This is a genomic window from Leuconostoc palmae, assembly GCF_019656075.1.
Classification (GTDB): domain Bacteria; phylum Bacillota; class Bacilli; order Lactobacillales; family Lactobacillaceae; genus Leuconostoc; species Leuconostoc palmae.
The window spans coordinates 33,764-51,724 of record NZ_BPKZ01000005.1 but is presented as its reverse complement, the minus strand read 5'-3'; the positions used below and the strand labels follow the sequence as shown (position 1 = coordinate 51,724).

At 36.0% G+C, this 17,961-nt stretch carries 13 protein-coding genes and 1 pseudogene; all 14 read right to left on the bottom strand.

What is annotated here, in order from left to right; translation table 11 throughout:
- Positions 1–60: 60 nt before the first annotated feature.
- Complete coding sequence (locus tag K5Q12_RS03815) at positions 61–693, bottom strand: glycoside hydrolase family 73 protein (RefSeq protein ID WP_220742396.1); 633 nt, start codon at positions 691–693, stop codon at positions 61–63.
- Positions 694–2,421, bottom strand: coding sequence for a thiol reductant ABC exporter subunit CydC (gene cydC / locus K5Q12_RS03810; RefSeq protein ID WP_220742395.1), 1,728 nt, complete (start codon positions 2,419–2,421; stop codon positions 694–696).
- Positions 2,418–4,139 (bottom strand): thiol reductant ABC exporter subunit CydD, encoded by a 1,722-nt coding sequence (gene cydD, locus K5Q12_RS03805; protein WP_220742394.1) that lies wholly within the window; start codon positions 4,137–4,139, stop codon positions 2,418–2,420. Before cydD ends, cydC begins: the two co-directional genes overlap by 4 nt.
- Before the next feature lie 67 nt (positions 4,140–4,206).
- Positions 4,207–5,220 carry a cytochrome d ubiquinol oxidase subunit II gene (gene cydB / locus K5Q12_RS03800; RefSeq protein ID WP_220742393.1) on the bottom strand — a complete coding sequence of 338 codons (1,014 nt, stop codon included), beginning with the start codon at positions 5,218–5,220 and terminating at the stop codon, positions 4,207–4,209.
- Complete coding sequence (locus tag K5Q12_RS03795; RefSeq protein WP_220742392.1) at positions 5,220–6,692, bottom strand: cytochrome ubiquinol oxidase subunit I; 1,473 nt, start codon at positions 6,690–6,692, stop codon at positions 5,220–5,222. The genes cydB and K5Q12_RS03795 overlap by 1 nt, the downstream gene beginning before the upstream one ends.
- Before the next feature lie 186 nt (positions 6,693–6,878).
- Complete coding sequence (locus tag K5Q12_RS03790; RefSeq protein ID WP_220742391.1) at positions 6,879–7,175, bottom strand: DUF1292 domain-containing protein; 297 nt, start codon at positions 7,173–7,175, stop codon at positions 6,879–6,881.
- A 118-nt stretch (positions 7,176–7,293) separates the two neighbouring features.
- On the bottom strand, positions 7,294–7,725 hold the full coding sequence (gene ruvX, locus K5Q12_RS03785) for a Holliday junction resolvase RuvX (RefSeq protein WP_220742390.1): 432 nt from the start codon (positions 7,723–7,725) through the stop codon (positions 7,294–7,296).
- Positions 7,725–7,976: an IreB family regulatory phosphoprotein gene (locus K5Q12_RS03780; RefSeq protein ID WP_220742389.1), complete on the bottom strand. Its 252-nt coding sequence runs from the start codon at positions 7,974–7,976 to the stop codon at positions 7,725–7,727. The genes ruvX and K5Q12_RS03780 overlap by 1 nt, the downstream gene beginning before the upstream one ends.
- Positions 7,977–8,089: 113 nt before the next feature.
- On the bottom strand, positions 8,090–10,780 hold the full coding sequence (gene alaS, locus K5Q12_RS03775; RefSeq protein ID WP_220742388.1) for an alanine--tRNA ligase: 2,691 nt from the start codon (positions 10,778–10,780) through the stop codon (positions 8,090–8,092).
- Between the two features lie 253 nt (positions 10,781–11,033).
- The gene (locus tag K5Q12_RS03770) at positions 11,034–12,368 is read right to left on the bottom strand and encodes an aspartate aminotransferase family protein (RefSeq protein WP_220742387.1); all 1,335 of its coding nucleotides are present in this window, start codon (positions 12,366–12,368) and stop codon (positions 11,034–11,036) included.
- A 68-nt stretch (positions 12,369–12,436) separates the two neighbouring features.
- Positions 12,437–13,867: an APC family permease gene (locus tag K5Q12_RS03765; protein ID WP_220742386.1), complete on the bottom strand. Its 1,431-nt coding sequence runs from the start codon at positions 13,865–13,867 to the stop codon at positions 12,437–12,439.
- A 98-nt stretch (positions 13,868–13,965) separates the two neighbouring features.
- A pseudogene (locus tag K5Q12_RS03760) lies at positions 13,966–15,271 on the bottom strand (gluconate:H+ symporter).
- 72 nt (positions 15,272–15,343) lie between these two features.
- Positions 15,344–16,882, bottom strand: coding sequence for a gluconokinase (gntK, locus tag K5Q12_RS03755; RefSeq protein ID WP_220742385.1), 1,539 nt, complete (start codon positions 16,880–16,882; stop codon positions 15,344–15,346).
- Between the two features lie 104 nt (positions 16,883–16,986).
- Positions 16,987–17,895, bottom strand: a complete 909-nt coding sequence (gnd, locus tag K5Q12_RS03750; RefSeq protein ID WP_220742384.1) for a phosphogluconate dehydrogenase (NAD(+)-dependent, decarboxylating) — start codon at positions 17,893–17,895, stop codon at positions 16,987–16,989.
- Positions 17,896–17,961: the final 66 nt, after the last annotated feature.

The following is a 17,961-nucleotide window of genomic DNA, read 5'->3' as shown; positions in this document are numbered from 1 at the left end:
TATACCAGATTTCTAGTGAACAAATGTTCGTACAACAAAAATAGAGCGTATAAAAACGCTCTATTTTTGTTGTAAATCAAAACGAGATAAGTGCCAAGTTTCAATTATCGATATTAACTTTTGTGCATAAGTTGGATCAGTCGCATACCCGTCTTCTGTTAAAGCTTTTGCAGCCGTTTGATAATCTTTGGATTCTAATACATGTTGGTATTGAGCTGCGTTCCAACTTGTTCCGTGATACAAAAGTTTAGCATGCGCCCGCATACTTTCTTGCCATGAATCATAAGCTGCAAATCTGCCTTGGATAGTTATCCATTCACCATTTTGAAATTCTTGTGTTGGCAGTACAATACTTTTCTGACCAGCATCTGCTTTTATACCATAAAGATTATTATATTGCGTTGATAAGGTAGACGTATGCCAATCTGATTCAAGAATGGCTTGAGCAATGCTAATTGAAGCAACTACACCATATTTTTCTTGCATTTTTCTTGCATACGGAGCCAGTTCATTAATCCAAGCAATTTTTTGTTGATAGACTTCATCTTGTGACTGATTTGATTGCTTGTCATATATTATTGTTTTAGACCAAAAGGTAGCTATAATGGCTAAAATAACGATAGTACTAATCCACATCCCAAGATTGAGACGAAATCCTTTTTTCTTACGACGTCTTTTTTTTCTTTTTACCATTTACTGAAAGTCATCCATTGCTAGTAGTTGTTTAAAGTGTTCTGAATTTTGTTTTAACTGTTTGGGAGTATCAGCTAACGAAAATTGCCCATTCTTCAAAAAATAGACATGATCGACAGACTCAATACCAGTAAGATGGTGTGTCACCCATATTATTGTCCTGTTTTTTAATACTTCAAATATTTTCGATAACACTTCGTGTTCGGTTTTAGGATCTAAGCTAACAGTGGGTTCGTCCAATATCACAATTGGTGAATCTTGTAACAACACTCTAGCAAGTGCAAAACGTTGCTGTTCTCCCCCAGAGAAACGTTTGCCGGCTTCTTGCATTTGTGTTTGATATCCCATGGGTAATGAATCAATTAGTGGTTGCAGCCCTGCTTGATTAATAGCTTGTTTAACTTGATCATCAGATGCATTTATATTTCCCATCTTAACATTATTTAAAATAGTGGTATCAAATAAATAAGATTGTTGATCTAAGATAGCAACTATTTTCGATAATTGATTTTGTAATTTATTAATAGGTTGTTCACCAATTGTTATGCTCCCTAAATCAGGTTTTATATCGCCAGTTATTAATTTAAGTAGTGTTGTTTTGCCTGATCCAGAACGACCAAGTAACGCGATTTTTTCTCCTTTTTGAACAGTTAAACTTAAGTTATCAATGACTGTTTTATGATCATAACTAAATGTTACATTTATTAATTTTAAATCGGTACCGTTAATCTGTTGCTCGAGTGGCTCTTTATCCACCAATTCTGGTAAAGCATTTAACCTGGTAATACTATCTTCATAAAATGAAGCTTCACTAACCCCTTGATTGACCGCTGTGAAGCTTTCAACTAATGGTAAAATAGCCAATGTAAAAGCCGCAATATAGTTAATCGCCATTTGATTATTTTTAAATACACTATTAGCCCAAAATAAAGTTGTGATAACTAATAATAGTGCCAACAACTGTATCAGAAAGTCACGCCACCATCCAAACTGCATAGACTTGTTCTTAACACGAGCCAACTCTTTCATTGCACGTCCTTGATGTGCAACCAAATCATCTTGTCTTCCTGAAGATATCCAGTCTTGCAAACCTAAAATAGCATCGGTTGCATCAGCATACAATTTTGCTTGTAAGTGTTTTTGTCTCTGTATGCGCGATCTGTTTGTTAAAAGACTAATCACCGGCACGATTATCATAATGACTGTTAGCATAATAAGCCACCAGATGGCGAACTGCCAGCTAAATATACCAATCCCTATTATAACAACCAAGTATAATACCAGCCCTGCACCCAATGGGAACAAAGTTCTTAAATATAGATTTTGTAACTGATCTAAATCATCCGCTAGTAAGCTAAGCACTTCTCCAGTCTGTAGTTTACTTCTGATTTTACTTGCAGAACTAGCAACGCGTTCGTATAACCTACGACGTGATTCAGAAACAAACTGTAATACCCAATTGTGTGATACAAGTCTTTGAGCATATCTAAAAATTGGTCGGGCAATACCAAAACCACGTGTTAACACTATCGGTACGTATATTAAAAGGATATTATCTGGTCTTTGAGCAGCTCTTGAAATTAAATAACCTGATATAAACATTAATCCTGCTGCAGCAAATATTGTCATGAAACTCAGTATAATTGACCACAATAATCCTTTATGTTGATTTTTTAAAAAAGGGACTATCCAGCGATCGTTTTTTAGTAATGCTTTTAAATTAGTCACTTTTCACCCCTTAAATGATAACGCAATTGATTTAATCTACTATTTTTGTTTGATATTAATGTTCTAGGCTCACCTACTTCTACAATTTCCCCTTTCTGCATGACCAAAACATAGTCCATTTGATCTAACCAATGTAATCGGTGCGTTGCAAAAAAGACTAATCTTGAAGACATGATTGGTGTCATTGTTTGCTTTAAATCATATTCTGTTTCGATATCCAAATGTGCAGTAGGTTCATCAAATAATAGTATCTTTCTTTTACTATCTAATAATAAACGTGCTAATGCAATGCGTTGTGCTTGACCACCGGAAACTTGCCGACCGCTTTCACCAATGACTGTCTCTAAGCCTAATTTTAGTTCAGATACTAAATCACTTAATCCAGCTTGTATAACTGCTTTTTTAATAGCTTCATCTGTAGCATCAGGCGCATAAAAAGAAATATTATGTTTCAACGTATCATGGAAAATATATGGCTGTTGTGGCATATAAAAGAATTGTTTTTGCCAATCTTTCTGTGCTAAATGATCAAGTGATTGTTCGTTTATACGAATACTACCACTCGTAGGTTGTAGAAATCCAGCTATCAAATTTAATAAAGTGGACTTTCCTGAACCACTTTCGCCAACAATAGCAATTTTTTGATAACCATGAATACTAGTAGTGATATCTTTTAAAACATTTTGAGTATCATAACTAAAATTAATATTTTTGAAAGATAATTGGCTATTTGGAGACCAAGACTCTAAATTCAAACTGTTTTTATTTATCATTTCTGGTTGATCAATCATTTCTAGCACATCAGTCAACGCATTTTTACCGTTCAAAGTTGCATGATAGTCATCTGAAAAATTTCTCAATGGTAAAAAATATTCTGGTGCTAAAATAAGTGTTGCCAGTGCTGGAAAAAGTGTCATGTGACCATCTAATAAGTCAAAACCTAAAAACACGGCTACAACAGCAATAGATAAAGTCGTAAAAAAATCAAGTGCAAATGTCGATGTCATCGCAATTCTGAGTGTTCGCATGGTCGTTTTACGATAATCCTCAGAAATATTATAAATTTCACCGCCATAGATGTCTGCTAATCCCAGTTGTTTTAATGTTGGTAGTCCTCTTAGGGCATCGACAAAACGATTATTCAAATTTTTAAAATTAGCAAATTCTGCATCAGCTTTACTTTGTGCAGCTAATCCTAAAATAATAAAAAACATAATGATAACTGGAAAAATGAGTAATAGAAATAAACCTTGTTCCCACTTAATATAAAATATATACAGTAAAATTATCCAAGGTATGATTGCCAAATCAAAAAGTTTAATCAATAATAATTGAAAGTAATTTTTAACGTTATCCAAACCGACACCAAGCATTGTTACAGCATTTCCTGTCCCTTGTTCAACTGTCAGTGTTGATCCTAGTGCTGTGTATTTTGCTAATAATTGTCGACGAAATATTTCAACAGCATTGTCAGCATAAGCTGACATAAATTGATTTTTTATAACAACCAATAGTTGCCGTATGATGAATGCAATTGCAAAGATACAGATTGCTATTAACGCATTTTTAATTGGTTTTCCCTGCCAACAATTTACAATAGCAGATGCTAAAGTAATCCCTTGAATCAGAATTGCTAGTCCTTGAATACCAGTCATTATGGTCAAAGTAAATAACCTACTGATAATACCATTAAGTTTAAAAAGTCTTTTATCTATCATGTTTACCTTATTAGATTTTTTCTTATAACAAAAAACGCTTACCTAATTGTAAACGTTTTGCTTTGTCTTATTCAACCACTTTGTGAGACACAATGCGCTTTCGGAAAACCCAAAAACTCCAAATTTGATAACCTAATGTCACTGGCAATGCTGTAATAACAACAATTGTCATTAATTTCAAGGTATATGGAGATGAAGACGTATTCATTATATCTAAGTTGTACAATGGATTATTTGCTACCATTACTCGTGGGAACAATCCTACAAACAACAGCACAACAACTTCAACTAAAGTTAGGCCTGAAAGAACAAATGGTAACGCTTCAAGTTGTTTTTTCACTGTCAAGAACCAACCAATGACTGTTGTCAATACAATAACAACAAGTATTATTAAAGTTAATAGCGTTTTTGTCTGCAAAAAGTCTGTGTAGAAAAATAGCAAAATAGCAAATAGTGCTTCACCTGCTAACAATACAGGATACAGATATTTTAATTGACTAGATGCTCTTACACGTACATTGCCATCAATACGTAAACGTGAATAGTTGAGTCCGTGGATATAGCTCATTAGTGTCACAGCAATACCACCAACCAAAGTAAATGGTGTGACATAATCAAAGAATCCAGCTGATAAATTACCATGTGCATCAATTGGTGTTCCAGACACCATCGCCGTAAATATCATACCTAAGAAAAATGGTACTAAAAATGACGTCAACGCAATAAGACGTTCCCAAATATGTGTGCCTTGTATCGTAGGCATGTGTTCACGAAACTCAAATGATACACCACGATAAATCAAACCTAACAATACGATGAATAGCATTAGGTAAAAGCCAGAGAATAGTGAGGCATACCATGCTGGAAAAGCAGCAAACGTTGCACCGCCAGCGGTAACTAGCCACACTTCATTTGCATCCCAGTTTGGCCCAATAGCTTGGTACAGTGCTTCACGATCTTTTTGATCTCTTGCATTGAATGCGAATTGCATTCCAACACCAAAATCAAAACCTTCCAAAAAGAAGAAACCTGCCCAAAGAATACCAATTAGGGTAAACCATAAAATTTCTAAAATAGTCATTAAGCTTCAACCCCCTTTGCTAAATGATCATAAGGGTCACTAGGTGACTCAACTTCTTCTTCTTCAGCATAAGGTCCCGCATGGAGTGCTCGACGTGAGATCCATACCATAACACCACCTAAAGTTGCGAACGTTAAGAAGTACACAATATTTGAAATTAACAAAGACATTGCTGAAACATTTGGTGATACGGCAGAACTAATTGGCATTAACCCATACACTACCCAAGGATAACGTCCCAATTCAGTTACTAACCATCCTGCTGTGTTAATAATAAATGGTACGAAAGTTGCAACACCTAGTATCCATAAAAACCATCGTTGTGTCAAAATCAACTTAGACTTACGTCTATTCATCCAAAGAGCGACAACACCAAGCATTAGTAAACCACCTGCGCCCATTGCCATGACACGGAATGAATAGAATAATGTGTTTTCAGGAACATAATAATCTTTTATGTCACTATGTGTTTTCCCGTATTTTTGTTGAAATTCTTTTTCTAGCTCAGTGGTTCCAACTGTATTTCCACCTGTTAATGAGTGGTTCCCTAAAATAGATAATACATACGGAATTTCAATATGAGCAATGACTTTGTGTGTATCAGGATTAGTAACAGAAATCAGTGACCAAGGCTGCGCTTTGTCTTTTCTTTCAGATGAAGTGATGCTTTTATCAACACCCTCCATCGCAGCATACTTCATTGGTTGCATAGACTGTAAATCAAAAGCATGCTGATCACCAGTAACTAAAGCCCCAGCGACACCAATTAATCCGATAATTAAAGCAACATTCATAGATCGACGGAAAAATTTAATTTCCGGATGTGCTTTCTTCAACTTTAACAATTTAAAAGCTGACATACCTGCTACCAAAAAACCTGCAGTAACAAAAGTTCCGATCACAACGTGTGGAAATTCAACCCATAACTGTCTATTAGACAACAACGCGCCAAAACTTTTTAATTCAGCTCTTCCCATATGGTTATCTATTGCATAACCAACTGGATTTTGCATAAAGGAATTAGCTGCCAAAATCCATAATGATGAGATAGCTGACCCGATAGTCGTTATCCAAATGAATAACACGTGCACTCCAGGTTTGAATCGATCCCAAGTAAATGACCACAAACCAATGAAAGTTGATTCAGCGAAAAATGCAACCAACGCCTCAATAGCCAATAGTGAGCCAAATATGTCACCAACATAACGTGAGTATTCAGACCAGTTCATACCAAATTGAAATTCTTGAATCAATCCAGTAACGACACCAACAGCAAAACTCAGAATGAATATTTTACCCCAGAACTGTGCCATTTTTTTATACATCTCATCTTTTTTGATGACATATATTGTTTCCATAACCGATACAACAACTCCAAGCCCAATTGACATTGGCACAAAGAAAAAATGGAATATTGTTGTCATGGCAAACTGAAAACGGGCGAGATCTAAGATCCCTACTAATGTAACCATATGTTCCTCCCAAGTACGTTTCACTCACCATAATCAAATCATTATTGATGCTATGCCGCAATAGCGTACGTTAAATAATAAATAAAAGTGTGTTACAAACTTTTATTCTCTAATATTTATTTTATCACTTGATAAGAAAAAAATCTGTTAAATTTTTATAATAAAAAAACGCCTAGGCGTTTTTTATTAAGCAAAGTTAGAGTCATCTTCAAGGAAAGTATTCAATACTTCCTCAACCATGTCCCATTCTTTATCATCTTCAATTTGAATCAAGTCTTCTTCAGTAGCATCACCATTTTCGTCAGGATTAAAGATGTACGCTTGAATATCAACTTCTTCGTCTTCTTCCACACCCTCTGGTACTAGTAAAATATAATCTTTACCATATTCTTCTGAATGGAATGTGAATAATATTTCATATAAAGCTTCATCACCATTTTCATCGACGAGTGTAATTTTTTGAACTTCATCATTACTTGTCATAAGTTTATCAAAATACTAATTTAATTATTAACACTATTAATTAACTAGTATATTCCCTTCAAATTGATACTTACATTATAACGTAAAAGCAACACTTCGTGTAGAAATGTTATTTTTACTATCTTGTTAACTTACCATGAGCATCTAAGTAATTTTGCAAGATGAATTCAGCCGCAATTTTATCAATTACTTGTTTTCTCTTTTTTCTAGAAACATCTGCTTCCTCGACTAACATGCGTTCAGCTTGAACTGTTGTTAATCGCTCATCTTGAAAATCTGTTGGCAAACCAAACGTTGTTTCCACAAGTTTAGCATAATTTCTAGCAGCTTCTGCGCGTGGTCCTTCGGAATTATTCATGTTCTTTGGTAACCCAATAACTACACTCTTAGCTTGTTTATCTTTAATGATTTCAGCAAGTCTTAACAAGCCAAATTCACCTTCATCTTCATTAATTCTGATAATCTCAACACCTTGTGCAGTCCATCCCATTGGATCACTAATAGCAACCCCAACTGTTCTACTACCAACATCCAATCCTAAAATTCGCATTATTTTTTTAGATAGACGCGTACAAGTTCTTCAATAATTTCATCACGTTCATGACGTTTAATTAAATTACGTGCATCATTCAAACGGGGAATAAATGCAGGATCTCCAGACATAAGATATCCGACTATTTGGTTGATTGGATTATATCCTTTTTCCTCTAACGCATTGTAAACAATTTCTAGTGACTCATGAATATCTTTTGGCATTTCGTTACCAAAATCAAATATTGTTGTTTCATCTCCTACTGGCATTGTACACGCTCCTTTCTGATATTATTTTTGTACTAGTCAATGAGTACCAATCTGATCTAGCTTATCTTTTATTTTACATAAAAATTATGACAATTATATGACAAAAAAGTAAATTATTTCTTAGTAGGCATTTGTTCCAAGAATACTGAAACTTCAGTAAATGCATCATTGATGCCAGCTGGGTTTTTACCACCTGCTTGCGCCATATCCGCTTTACCACCACCACCGCCACCAATTTTAGGTGCAATAACTTTGATCAAATTACCTGCTTTAATACCAGATTCATTTGCTTCAGGTGAAGCAGCTACAATTAAATTCACTTTTCCTTCTATATTTGCAGCCAAGACTATCAAATTTGAAGGATACTTTTCACGCCAAGTGTCCACAACCTTACGCAAGCCATCCATACCAGAAACCTTAAGTTGGGCCGCAATATAAGTGTACCCATTAACTGTTTTGACTTTTGAAAGTAGATCTGTCGCAGCAGCATTTGCAAGTTGTGCTTCTAGTGACTCTACTAATTTCTGAGTTGCTTTCAAATCAGATTGTAATTCAATGACCTTGGTTGGCACATCTTTTAGTTGTTGCACCTTTAGATTAGTAGCAATTGATTGTAGTGTCTTCTCTTCTGATTTGTATTGCGTAATTGCCTCTAAACCAGTAACTGCTTCTATTCGTCGAATACCCGCACCAATACCAGATTCAGAAACTATTTTAAATAATCCTAATTCTGAAGTATTGTTAACGTGAGTACCACCGTCAAATTCTTTATTAAACTCTCCAATTGAAACAACACGGACGACATCCCCGTACTTTTCTCCGAAAACGGCAACCGCTCCCATTGATTTAGCTGTGTCAATATCAGTTTCAATCCAAGACACTGGTAAATTCTTAGCAATTTCTTGATTTAACATTAGCTCGATTTGATCCAATATTTCATTTGATACAGGTCCTTCATGTGTAAAATCAAATCTTAAATAGTTAGGCTCGACTAATGAACCTGCTTGATGAACATCACCACCAATAATGTTTCGCAAAGTTTGATCAAGCATATGCGTCGCTGTATGATTTCTTGAAACTGCGATATGTCTAGCCATATCAACTTTCAAGTCAACAACCTCATCTATTTGAATTGATTGCTGCAGCTTAACAGTATGAACGTGTTGACCATTTGGCGCTTTTTGTGTATTAGTAACTTCACCAATAATTTGCCCTTTTTTGTTTAAAACTTCACCGAAATCAGGAACTTGTCCACCCATTTCAGCATAAAATGGTGTCTTATTGAAGACTAATCCAACAACCTGATTTGAATCAGCACTCGTTAATAAATCATCAATTTGTTGTTCATTTTGACCAATAATCGCAACTATTTTAGCATTTTCGACTTGTGTCTCCGACCAACCAACATAATTTGATTCCACTTTCAAATCGGTTAAGACGGCATTTTGAACACCCATTGATTTATCATTTGATCTTGCTGATCTAGCTCTATCTCTTTGAGCCTGAAGTGCTTTATCAAAACCAACAGTATCTACTGTTAATCCAGCATCTTCTGCCTGTTCTTGGGTTAATTCAAGTGGGAAACCATAAGTATCTGATAACTTAAATGCATCTTGACCCGAAATGATATTTGACTCTGATTTTTTAGCATCATCAATGATAGTATTTAGCAAAGACAGCCCACCAGCTAAGGTAGCATTAAAACGTTTTTCTTCAGCCGCAATAGTCTTTTGGATTTTAGATGTATTCTCAGCCAGCTCTGGATAATAACTTGACATAATTTCAGCAACAACAGGGACAAGTTGTGTTAAAAATTCACCCTCAATACCAAGTTTTTGCCCATGCAATACGGCGCGTCTTAGAAGTCGACGAATAACATAACCACGCCCTTCATTTGTTGGCAAGGCCCCGTCCCCAATTGCAAATGTAATCGCACGAATATGGTCCGCAATCACTTTAAAACTTGTATTCACTTCAGAATCAGAGCCATCATAGTGATATCTACCAGAAATTGATTCAGTTTTCCTAATAATTGGTAAAAATAAATCAGTATCAAAATTAGTTCGGCCATTTTGAAAAACAGATACTACACGCTCTAATCCCATACCTGTATCAATATTTTTATGTGGTAATTCAGGATACTGAGAGTTATCAGTTAAACCTGGTAAATGATTAAATTGTGAAAAAACAATGTTCCAAATTTCAAGATAGCGTTCGTTTTCACCACCTGGATACATTTCTGGATCGCCATCTGGTAAATCTTGAAAATCAACACCACGGTCAAAGAAAATTTCAGAATCAGGTCCTGAAGGTCCTTCTCCAATATCCCAAAAGTTATCTTCTACCTCATATATATGTCCATCAGGTAGATCTGTTTGTTCTTCCCAGATTTTCTTTGCTTCTTTATCTCTTGGATAAACTGTAACGTAAAGTAGGTTCTTGTCTAACCCATACCATTCAGGACTAGTTAATAGTTCCCAAGCCCATGGAATCGCACTCTCTTTAAAGTAGTCGCCAATTGAAAAGTTACCCATCATCTCAAACAAAGTATGATGTCGTGCTGTTTTACCGACGTTTTCGATATCATTTGTTCGAATAGCTTTTTGGGCATTAGTGATTCTTGGATTTTTTGGTACAACAGAACCATCAAAATATTTTTTTAGCGTAGCCACACCAGAGTTTACCCAAAGTAAAGTAGGATCATCTTGTGGAATTAAGTTTTTTGACGGAACAATTTCATGCTCTTTTGATGCAAAAAAATCTAAGAACATTTGACGTACTTCTGATGATTTTAATTCTTTCATTTTCTTCTCCCTGACTATTTAAATATAAAAAGACCAAAACAAATTGCGGACGCGTGACCGTGGTACCACCGCATTTTGTAATGATCTATCATCTTTACCTTTATGAGCTCATAACGCTGAGTCGCGGCATCTTTTAAAATGCATTTATATGGGAGCACAAAATTTACGACGTGTGTTTTTCATCAACCAACACATTTCTAATGACCAAACTATAAATTTTGCATATCCATAACACTGAGATAATTATAGCATATTACCAACCAATATGATTATCTGTATCTGGTAATTTTAATTTACCAAAGGAAAGATCTGAAAACGCCTGTGCCATAATTGCAAAAGCTTGATCAAGTTGCTGTTCAGTGATGACTAGAGGTGGCTGAAATCGTAAAGTATTCCCACGCAAACTAATCATAATGACACCAAGTTCATACATCCTATATATTAATTTAGTTGTTGATTCATTATCAGGTTTTCCATATTTATCAACAATATCAATGCCACCATTTAAACCATAGAATCGAACATCTCCAATAAATTGATACATTTGCGAACATTTTTTGAAGAAATTTTCTGCTTTATGCCCTAGTATTTTTGACCGTAATACTAATTTTTCTGCCTCAATAACATCTAGCGTTGCGAGTGCAGCTGCTGCAGTTACGGGATTTCCAGCCGTTGTATAAACATTTGCAGGTGCTGATAAGCTAGACATAATTTCTTCTCTGCCAATTACTGCACTTAGTGGTAATCCACTAGCAATGGATTTGCCGATACTCATTAGATCTGGTGCAATATCAAAGTGGTCTATAGACCACATTTTTCCTGTACGACCCAATCCTTGATTTACCTCATCAACCGCAAATACAATACCATGCTTTCTAGTAAACTGGTAAACAAGGTCCATATATTTTTTTGGCGCCTTAACAATACCACCATCACCTTGTATTGGTTCTATAATAACCAGTGCTACCTCATCTGCGGGTAAATAAGTTTCAAAAGGTAACAAAAACTGTTTAAACAATCTATCAGAAAAAGCCTCATCGGTCTCATTATCTAAACGTTGATGTTGATCTGGAAAAGGTACTTTAACAATGTCTGGTAATAAAGGACCGATATGACGTGTCATATTTAAGCTCACCCCAGAAATTGATATTGAACCATAAGTTGAACCATGATAGGCACCTGTAAAACTAACAATATATTGGCGATGAGTATAGGCACGAGCATACTTAATAATAGCATCATTAGCATCCGAACCTGAATTGCCGAAAACAACCTGTTTTTCAAAATTACCTGGCGCCATTGATGCCAATCGCTTAGTTAACTTTGCTGTTGTCGTATTTGCAAAATAGGCTGGTGTATATTGAATCAGTTTTTGTGCCTGTTGCGTAATGGCTTCAACAACATGTGGGTGTGAATGACCTGTATTTGTCGCACTTGCACTTGCAAGCAAATCAATGTAATCATTACCGTCAGCATCAGTAATAATCGCACCTTTTCCATGATCAATGACAACATCAAAATATTTAACACGAGAAGCATCAGCTAAATACTTTTTCTCCTCGTTCAAAATTTCTTTATTTTTCGACATTATTTCTCCCCTTTTTGTTATTTTTGTAAAACAAAAGTCCTGACATGTCAGGACTTTTGTTTAAATAATTATTTACGTGATATTTTACTGTGACGTGAACCGTACACTGCATAAATAATTAACCCAAGAACAAACCATCCAAAAGCATATATTTTTGCTTGGTTGTCTAATTGGTAAAAGATGAAACCCGATCCAAGAGCTGCCAATGCCGGCAAAACTGGATACAACGGCATCTTAAATCCTGGCATAGGAATATCTTTTCCTTCACGAGGCCTCAAGGCATAAATGCCAATCGAAACGATAATAAAAGCAATTAATGTACCAGCAGAGATTAATCCTGCAAGTTCAGTAAAACTAAATACTGACCCAATTAAAATAGCAATTAATGATAGTACTAACAAAGCATTGTTAGGCAATCCTTTATCATTAACTTTTCCAAGGAAATTAGGTAATAAGCCATCACGACCAAATGCATATAACAAACGTGATCCAGCCAACATCATCCCAATAATAGCAGTGAACATACCTACTAAGGCTACAACAGATAATAAGTTAGAGGTGAATTCATGTCCAGAGTTTAACAAAGCCCAAGCAGCAGGAGCGGCATTGTTTTCGTATTTTGAATAATGGAACATACCAACCAATACCAATGCAACTGTTACGAACAATACTGTTGCAATTATTAGTGATCCAATAATACCTCTTGGCATTGTTTTCTTTGGATTTTTGGCTTCAGCAGAGTTTGCTGCAATTGAATCAAATCCGATATAGGCTAAGAATATTTGAGCTGCACCAGCAAAAATACCTTGCCACCCACCAAAAGAAGTTCCTGACTTATGTTCAGGAATAAATGGTACATAATTTCCTGGATGAATTGCTGTCAAGCCAACACCAATAAAAATTAAAATAACAAGTACTTTACCGATAACTAAAATATTTTCCACACGTGCAGTTGTATTTGTGCCGCGCCACAATAGTACTGTAATAATCAAAACAGCAAACAATGATGAAATGTCAATAATACCACCATGACCTGCAGCAAAAGATCCGGCCAATGCTGGTGGTAATACAAGTTGATGTGAGGCTAAAAACAACTTGAAATTAGCTGACCAACCAGAAGCAACAAAGGCAACTGCAATAAAGTATTCAGCCAATAATGCCCATCCGGCAATCCAACCAAAAACCTCACCAAACACAACATTAGCCCATGAATATGCTGAACCAGCAAATGGTAGTGCAGATGCAAATTCTGCGTATGCGAATGCTGCTAATCCTGAAACAACAGCTGCAATAATAAATGAAATTGCAACTGCTGGACCGGCATGATCAGCAGCTACTATTCCAGGTAAAGTAAAAATTGCTGTAGAAACAATTGTTCCGATACCGAGTGCAAGCATTTCCTTAACACCAAGATTTTTTTGTAAATGTGAATCACTTAATTCAAAGCTTGACGGGCTAGCTTTATGGAACCATCCCGTCCTTTCTTTTGACTCTGACATATCTCATCCCTCCAAAGGTTACAAAAGTTACTTGATAATATTAACATTTTCTAATAATGTTGTCAACAAAAAAACAGAATCTAAGATTCTGTTTTTATTTATCCAAAAATCGTTGTTAATATAAGGATAACAATGAGACCTGTTATTGAAATAATTGTCTCTAATACTGTCCAAATTTGAAAGGTTTGTTTCACTGACAAATCAAAAAATTCTTTAAAAATCCAAAAACCAGCATCATTAACATGTGAAGCGATTAATGATCCTGCCCCAATGGCTAACGCAACAAAGACAGGTAGTAATGTATTACCTGGATTAGCAGCTAAAATTCCTGTCACAATTCCCGCTGCAGTCATGCCAGCAACTGTTGCAGACCCAACAGAAATACGTAATATCGCTGCCACTGCCCAAGCAAACAATACGATTGCAATTGGACTCATTGCACCGCCTGCCTGAAATATTGAAGCAATTTTATTAGAAAGACCAGAAGATACTAATACGCCTCTAAGTGCACCACCGCCACCAACAATAAGAAGAATGCCGACCACTGCTGACATCCCTGCATTTAATGACTTACCAACTTCACTCATCGTTTTATGTTGCCAAATACCCATTGTAAAAATAGCAAATATTAAAGCAATTGTCATAGCTACAGCTGGATTAGCCACAAATTCAACGATTTGATCTATGAATGTTGGATTTTTTGGTGTTACACCGCCTGTGTAAATTAATTTATAGACAGTTGCAATAATCATAAAGACTAAAGGAAATACTCATGTCAAAACAGATAACCCAAAGTTTGGTGTCGTGTTTAAATCGTATTCTTTTACTGGGCCAACTGACTCGATTTCTGTTTTAAATTGAAATGCATCAGGCGCATACTTTTGTGCTAATTTTGTGAATAGTGGACGAGCTACTACAGCTGTGATGACAGAAACAATCAATCCAAAAATTAACATCATGCCGATGTTAGCTCCTAATGCTGAAGCAGCAGCGGTTGGAGCAGGCTGAGGTGGTAAAAATCCCTGTGCAGAAGATAAAGCGGCTGTCATGGAGATCCCAAGGTAAAGCAAAGGTACACCAGCTTCAATACCTACTGCAAATACAATTGGTATCAATAACACCAAACCAATCTATTAATGTTTTGGCAATTCGATACGAACCACCTACATCGGTAACTAATCGACCAATCATCCCACCAAATATAAAGATAACAGAATTTGGTCCTAGAATATTCCCTACACCTTGTGATCCCAAAACAGCTTCTGGAATTTTCATTGGTGACATACCAAGTAGTAGTGCCAAAATAAAAGCAGTAATAATTAATGAAACAAACGTATTTAATTTCAATTTTGCAATTAATACAAGTAATATTAAAATTGAAATGATTAACATGACAAATTCCATGTTCAATATTTAACAAGCAATTTAACGTGTTATCTCCTAATTCCTATATATTTTAAAGTGATCTAATGTGTTCTATTTGGAGTGCTTTCGTTGATAATTAGCAATATTCTCATATTCTGTTTGTAATTGACGCGATAAACGAATAAAAATAGGTGCTAATTCTCGATAAGCTTCAAAATTTTCAGGTAATGGCTGATAAGTATTAGCATTCCCAACATATTTTTCTATAGTTTCAATTTTTTCAATTTTACCAAGTGCTTTTTGAGCCATAATAACTGCAGCTAATGCCCCAGATTCAAAAGCTTCCGGCACTGTTACAGGTTGTTCAAATATATCTGCAAACATTTGTCGCCATAAAGGTGATCGTGCAAAACCACCAGTTGCTTGAATTGATTTAAGATCCCCAACAACTTCTTCTAGTGCTAAACTGACCATATAGACGTTAAACGTAATACCTTCCAAAACCGAACGTAACATATGTGCACGTGTATGACCATGATTTAATCCGAAGAATGAGCCTCGGGCATTGGCATCCCAGATTGGCGCACGCTCTCCGCCTAAGTATGGGTGGAAAATTAATCCTTCTGATCCTGCAGGCACTCTTGCTGCAATTTTAGTCATAAGATCATAAGCATCTGTTCCCAAAAGTGCAGCAGTAGACTTTTCAGCATCAAACATATTATCACGTGCCCATCTAAAGACATCGCCACCATTATTAACTGGTCCGCCTATGACCCAATGCTCTCTATCAAGTGCATAAGTGAATGTACGTCCTTTAAGGTCGATTACTGGTTTATCAGATACAACACGAATAGCGCCAGACGTACCAATAGTGATTGCTGCAACACCAGGTTGAATAGCATTAACACCCAAATTTGATAGTGGTCCATCTCCAGCACCATAAACAAATGGCGTATCAGAAGGAATGCCAATAACATTGGCATATTCTTCATTCATACTATTTTCATAATCATAAGGTTGTACCGTTTCCGGTAACTGTTCTTTTGTTAACCCTGTTACTGCAAGCGCTTGTTCATCCCAATCTAGGTTAAAAATATTAAACAATCCCGTACCAGAAGCTAAAGAAATATCCATTTTATTCGACCCAAATAATCTATGAAATAGATACTCTTTGATACCTAGATAGTGAGCGGCATTATTATAAATATCTTCATGTTCCGACTTCAACCATAGAATTTTTGACAAAGGTGCCATTGGATGAATGGGTGTTCCGGTTTTTTGATAGATTTCTTGACCTAAGCCAGATTTTTTTAACTCCTCTGTAAAATTAACAGCACGAGTATCTGCCCAGGTAATGACACGTGTTAATGGCTGCCAATTCTTATCAAAAGCAATTAACGAATGCATGGCTGATGAAAATGAAACAGCTTCGATTTTATCATCAGTTGTTAACTTAGCTCCTTGGACAACTTCACGAAGTGATTCAAGTAATGCTTCGAATATCTCGTCTAAATCCTCTTCTGCCATATCTGGTATATCTCGATACAACTTGTAACCATTGTTTGAACTAGAAACTACTTGATTTTTTTCATCAAATAGGACTGCTTTTGTAGATGTTGTGCCTAAATCAACACCAATCATGTAATTCATAAGATCACCTCTTTTTGATAAACGTCAACCAAAATAAAATTTAAACAGAAAAAGCTCCCAATCGGGAGCTAATACTCAACTGAGTTGAGAATTATACAATAACATTACTTAGCTGAATCCATTGCGTGACCACCAAAGCCGTTACGCAAAGCTGAAACAACTTTACCTGTAAATGTATCATCTTGCAATGAGCGGTAACGCATGGCAAGTGACAAATAGATTACAGGTGCTGGCACATCAAGATCCAATGATTCTTGAACTGTCCACTTACCTTCACCAGATGAGTGCATACGGCCAGCAATGGCATCCAACTTAGGATCCTTTGCGAATTGTTCTTCAGCCAATTCCATCAACCATGAGCGGATAACTGAACCATGATTCCACAACTTTGAAACTGCTTCATAGTCGTAATCGAATTGAGAAGCTTCCAAGACTTCGAATCCTTCAGCAATTGCTTGCATCATACCATATTCAATACCGTTGTGAACCATCTTCAAATAGTGTCCTGAACCCAAACGACCTGTGTACAAGTAGCCATCTTCTTCAGCAATTGACTTGAATAGTGGTTCGATAACCTTCCAAGCTTCGGCATCATCGCCACCAATCATGAAGTTACCACCATTGCGGGCACCATTCATACCACCTGAAGTACCGGCGTCGAAGAACTTAATACCTGCAGCAGTTGTACGCTTGTTTTGTTCCAAGTTGTCTTTATAATTTGAGTTACCACCATCAATGATGATGTCACCCTTATCCATCTTTTCAATCAATGTATCAATTGTTGAATTAGTTGGTACACCAGCTGGCACCATAACCCAAACAGCCTTTGGTGAAGGCAACTTTGCCAACATATCGTCGATGTCTGATGCACCTTCAATTGCTGATGAGTAGTCTGTTGCTTCCTTAACAAAGTCCTCATTCAAATCAAATGCAACAACTTCATGACCGTTATCAACGGCGTTTTTTACTAAGTTCAAGCCCATCTTACCAAGGCCGATCATCGCAAACTTCATGGTTTCTTTACCTCTTGTATTTTGTATTTTTACTACACTGTTATTATATGAAAATAATTTACATAA

Excerpts from the sequence above, each read along its gene's own strand:
- K5Q12_RS03815 (WP_220742396.1), bottom strand. The coding sequence starts at position 693 with ATGGTAAAAAGAAAAAAAAGACGTCGTAAGAAAAAAGGATTTCGTCTC.
- cydD (WP_220742394.1), bottom strand. The coding sequence starts at position 4,139 with ATGATAGATAAAAGACTTTTTAAACTTAATGGTATTATCAGTAGGTTA.
- cydB (WP_220742393.1), bottom strand. The coding sequence starts at position 5,220 with ATGACTATTTTAGAAATTTTATGGTTTACCCTAATTGGTATTCTTTGG.
- K5Q12_RS03795 (WP_220742392.1), bottom strand. The coding sequence starts at position 6,692 with ATGGTTACATTAGTAGGGATCTTAGATCTCGCCCGTTTTCAGTTTGCC.
- K5Q12_RS03790 (WP_220742391.1), bottom strand. The coding sequence starts at position 7,175 with ATGACAAGTAATGATGAAGTTCAAAAAATTACACTCGTCGATGAAAAT.
- ruvX (WP_220742390.1), bottom strand. The coding sequence starts at position 7,725 with ATGCGAATTTTAGGATTGGATGTTGGTAGTAGAACAGTTGGGGTTGCT.
- K5Q12_RS03780 (WP_220742389.1), bottom strand. The coding sequence starts at position 7,976 with ATGCCAGTAGGAGATGAAACAACAATATTTGATTTTGGTAACGAAATG.
- alaS (WP_220742388.1), bottom strand. The coding sequence starts at position 10,780 with ATGAAAGAATTAAAATCATCAGAAGTACGTCAAATGTTCTTAGATTTT.
- K5Q12_RS03770 (WP_220742387.1), bottom strand. The coding sequence starts at position 12,368 with ATGTCGAAAAATAAAGAAATTTTGAACGAGGAGAAAAAGTATTTAGCT.
- K5Q12_RS03765 (WP_220742386.1), bottom strand. The coding sequence starts at position 13,867 with ATGTCAGAGTCAAAAGAAAGGACGGGATGGTTCCATAAAGCTAGCCCG.
- gntK (WP_220742385.1), bottom strand. The coding sequence starts at position 16,882 with ATGAATTACATGATTGGTGTTGATTTAGGCACAACATCTACAAAAGCA.
- gnd (WP_220742384.1), bottom strand. The coding sequence starts at position 17,895 with ATGAAGTTTGCGATGATCGGCCTTGGTAAGATGGGCTTGAACTTAGTA.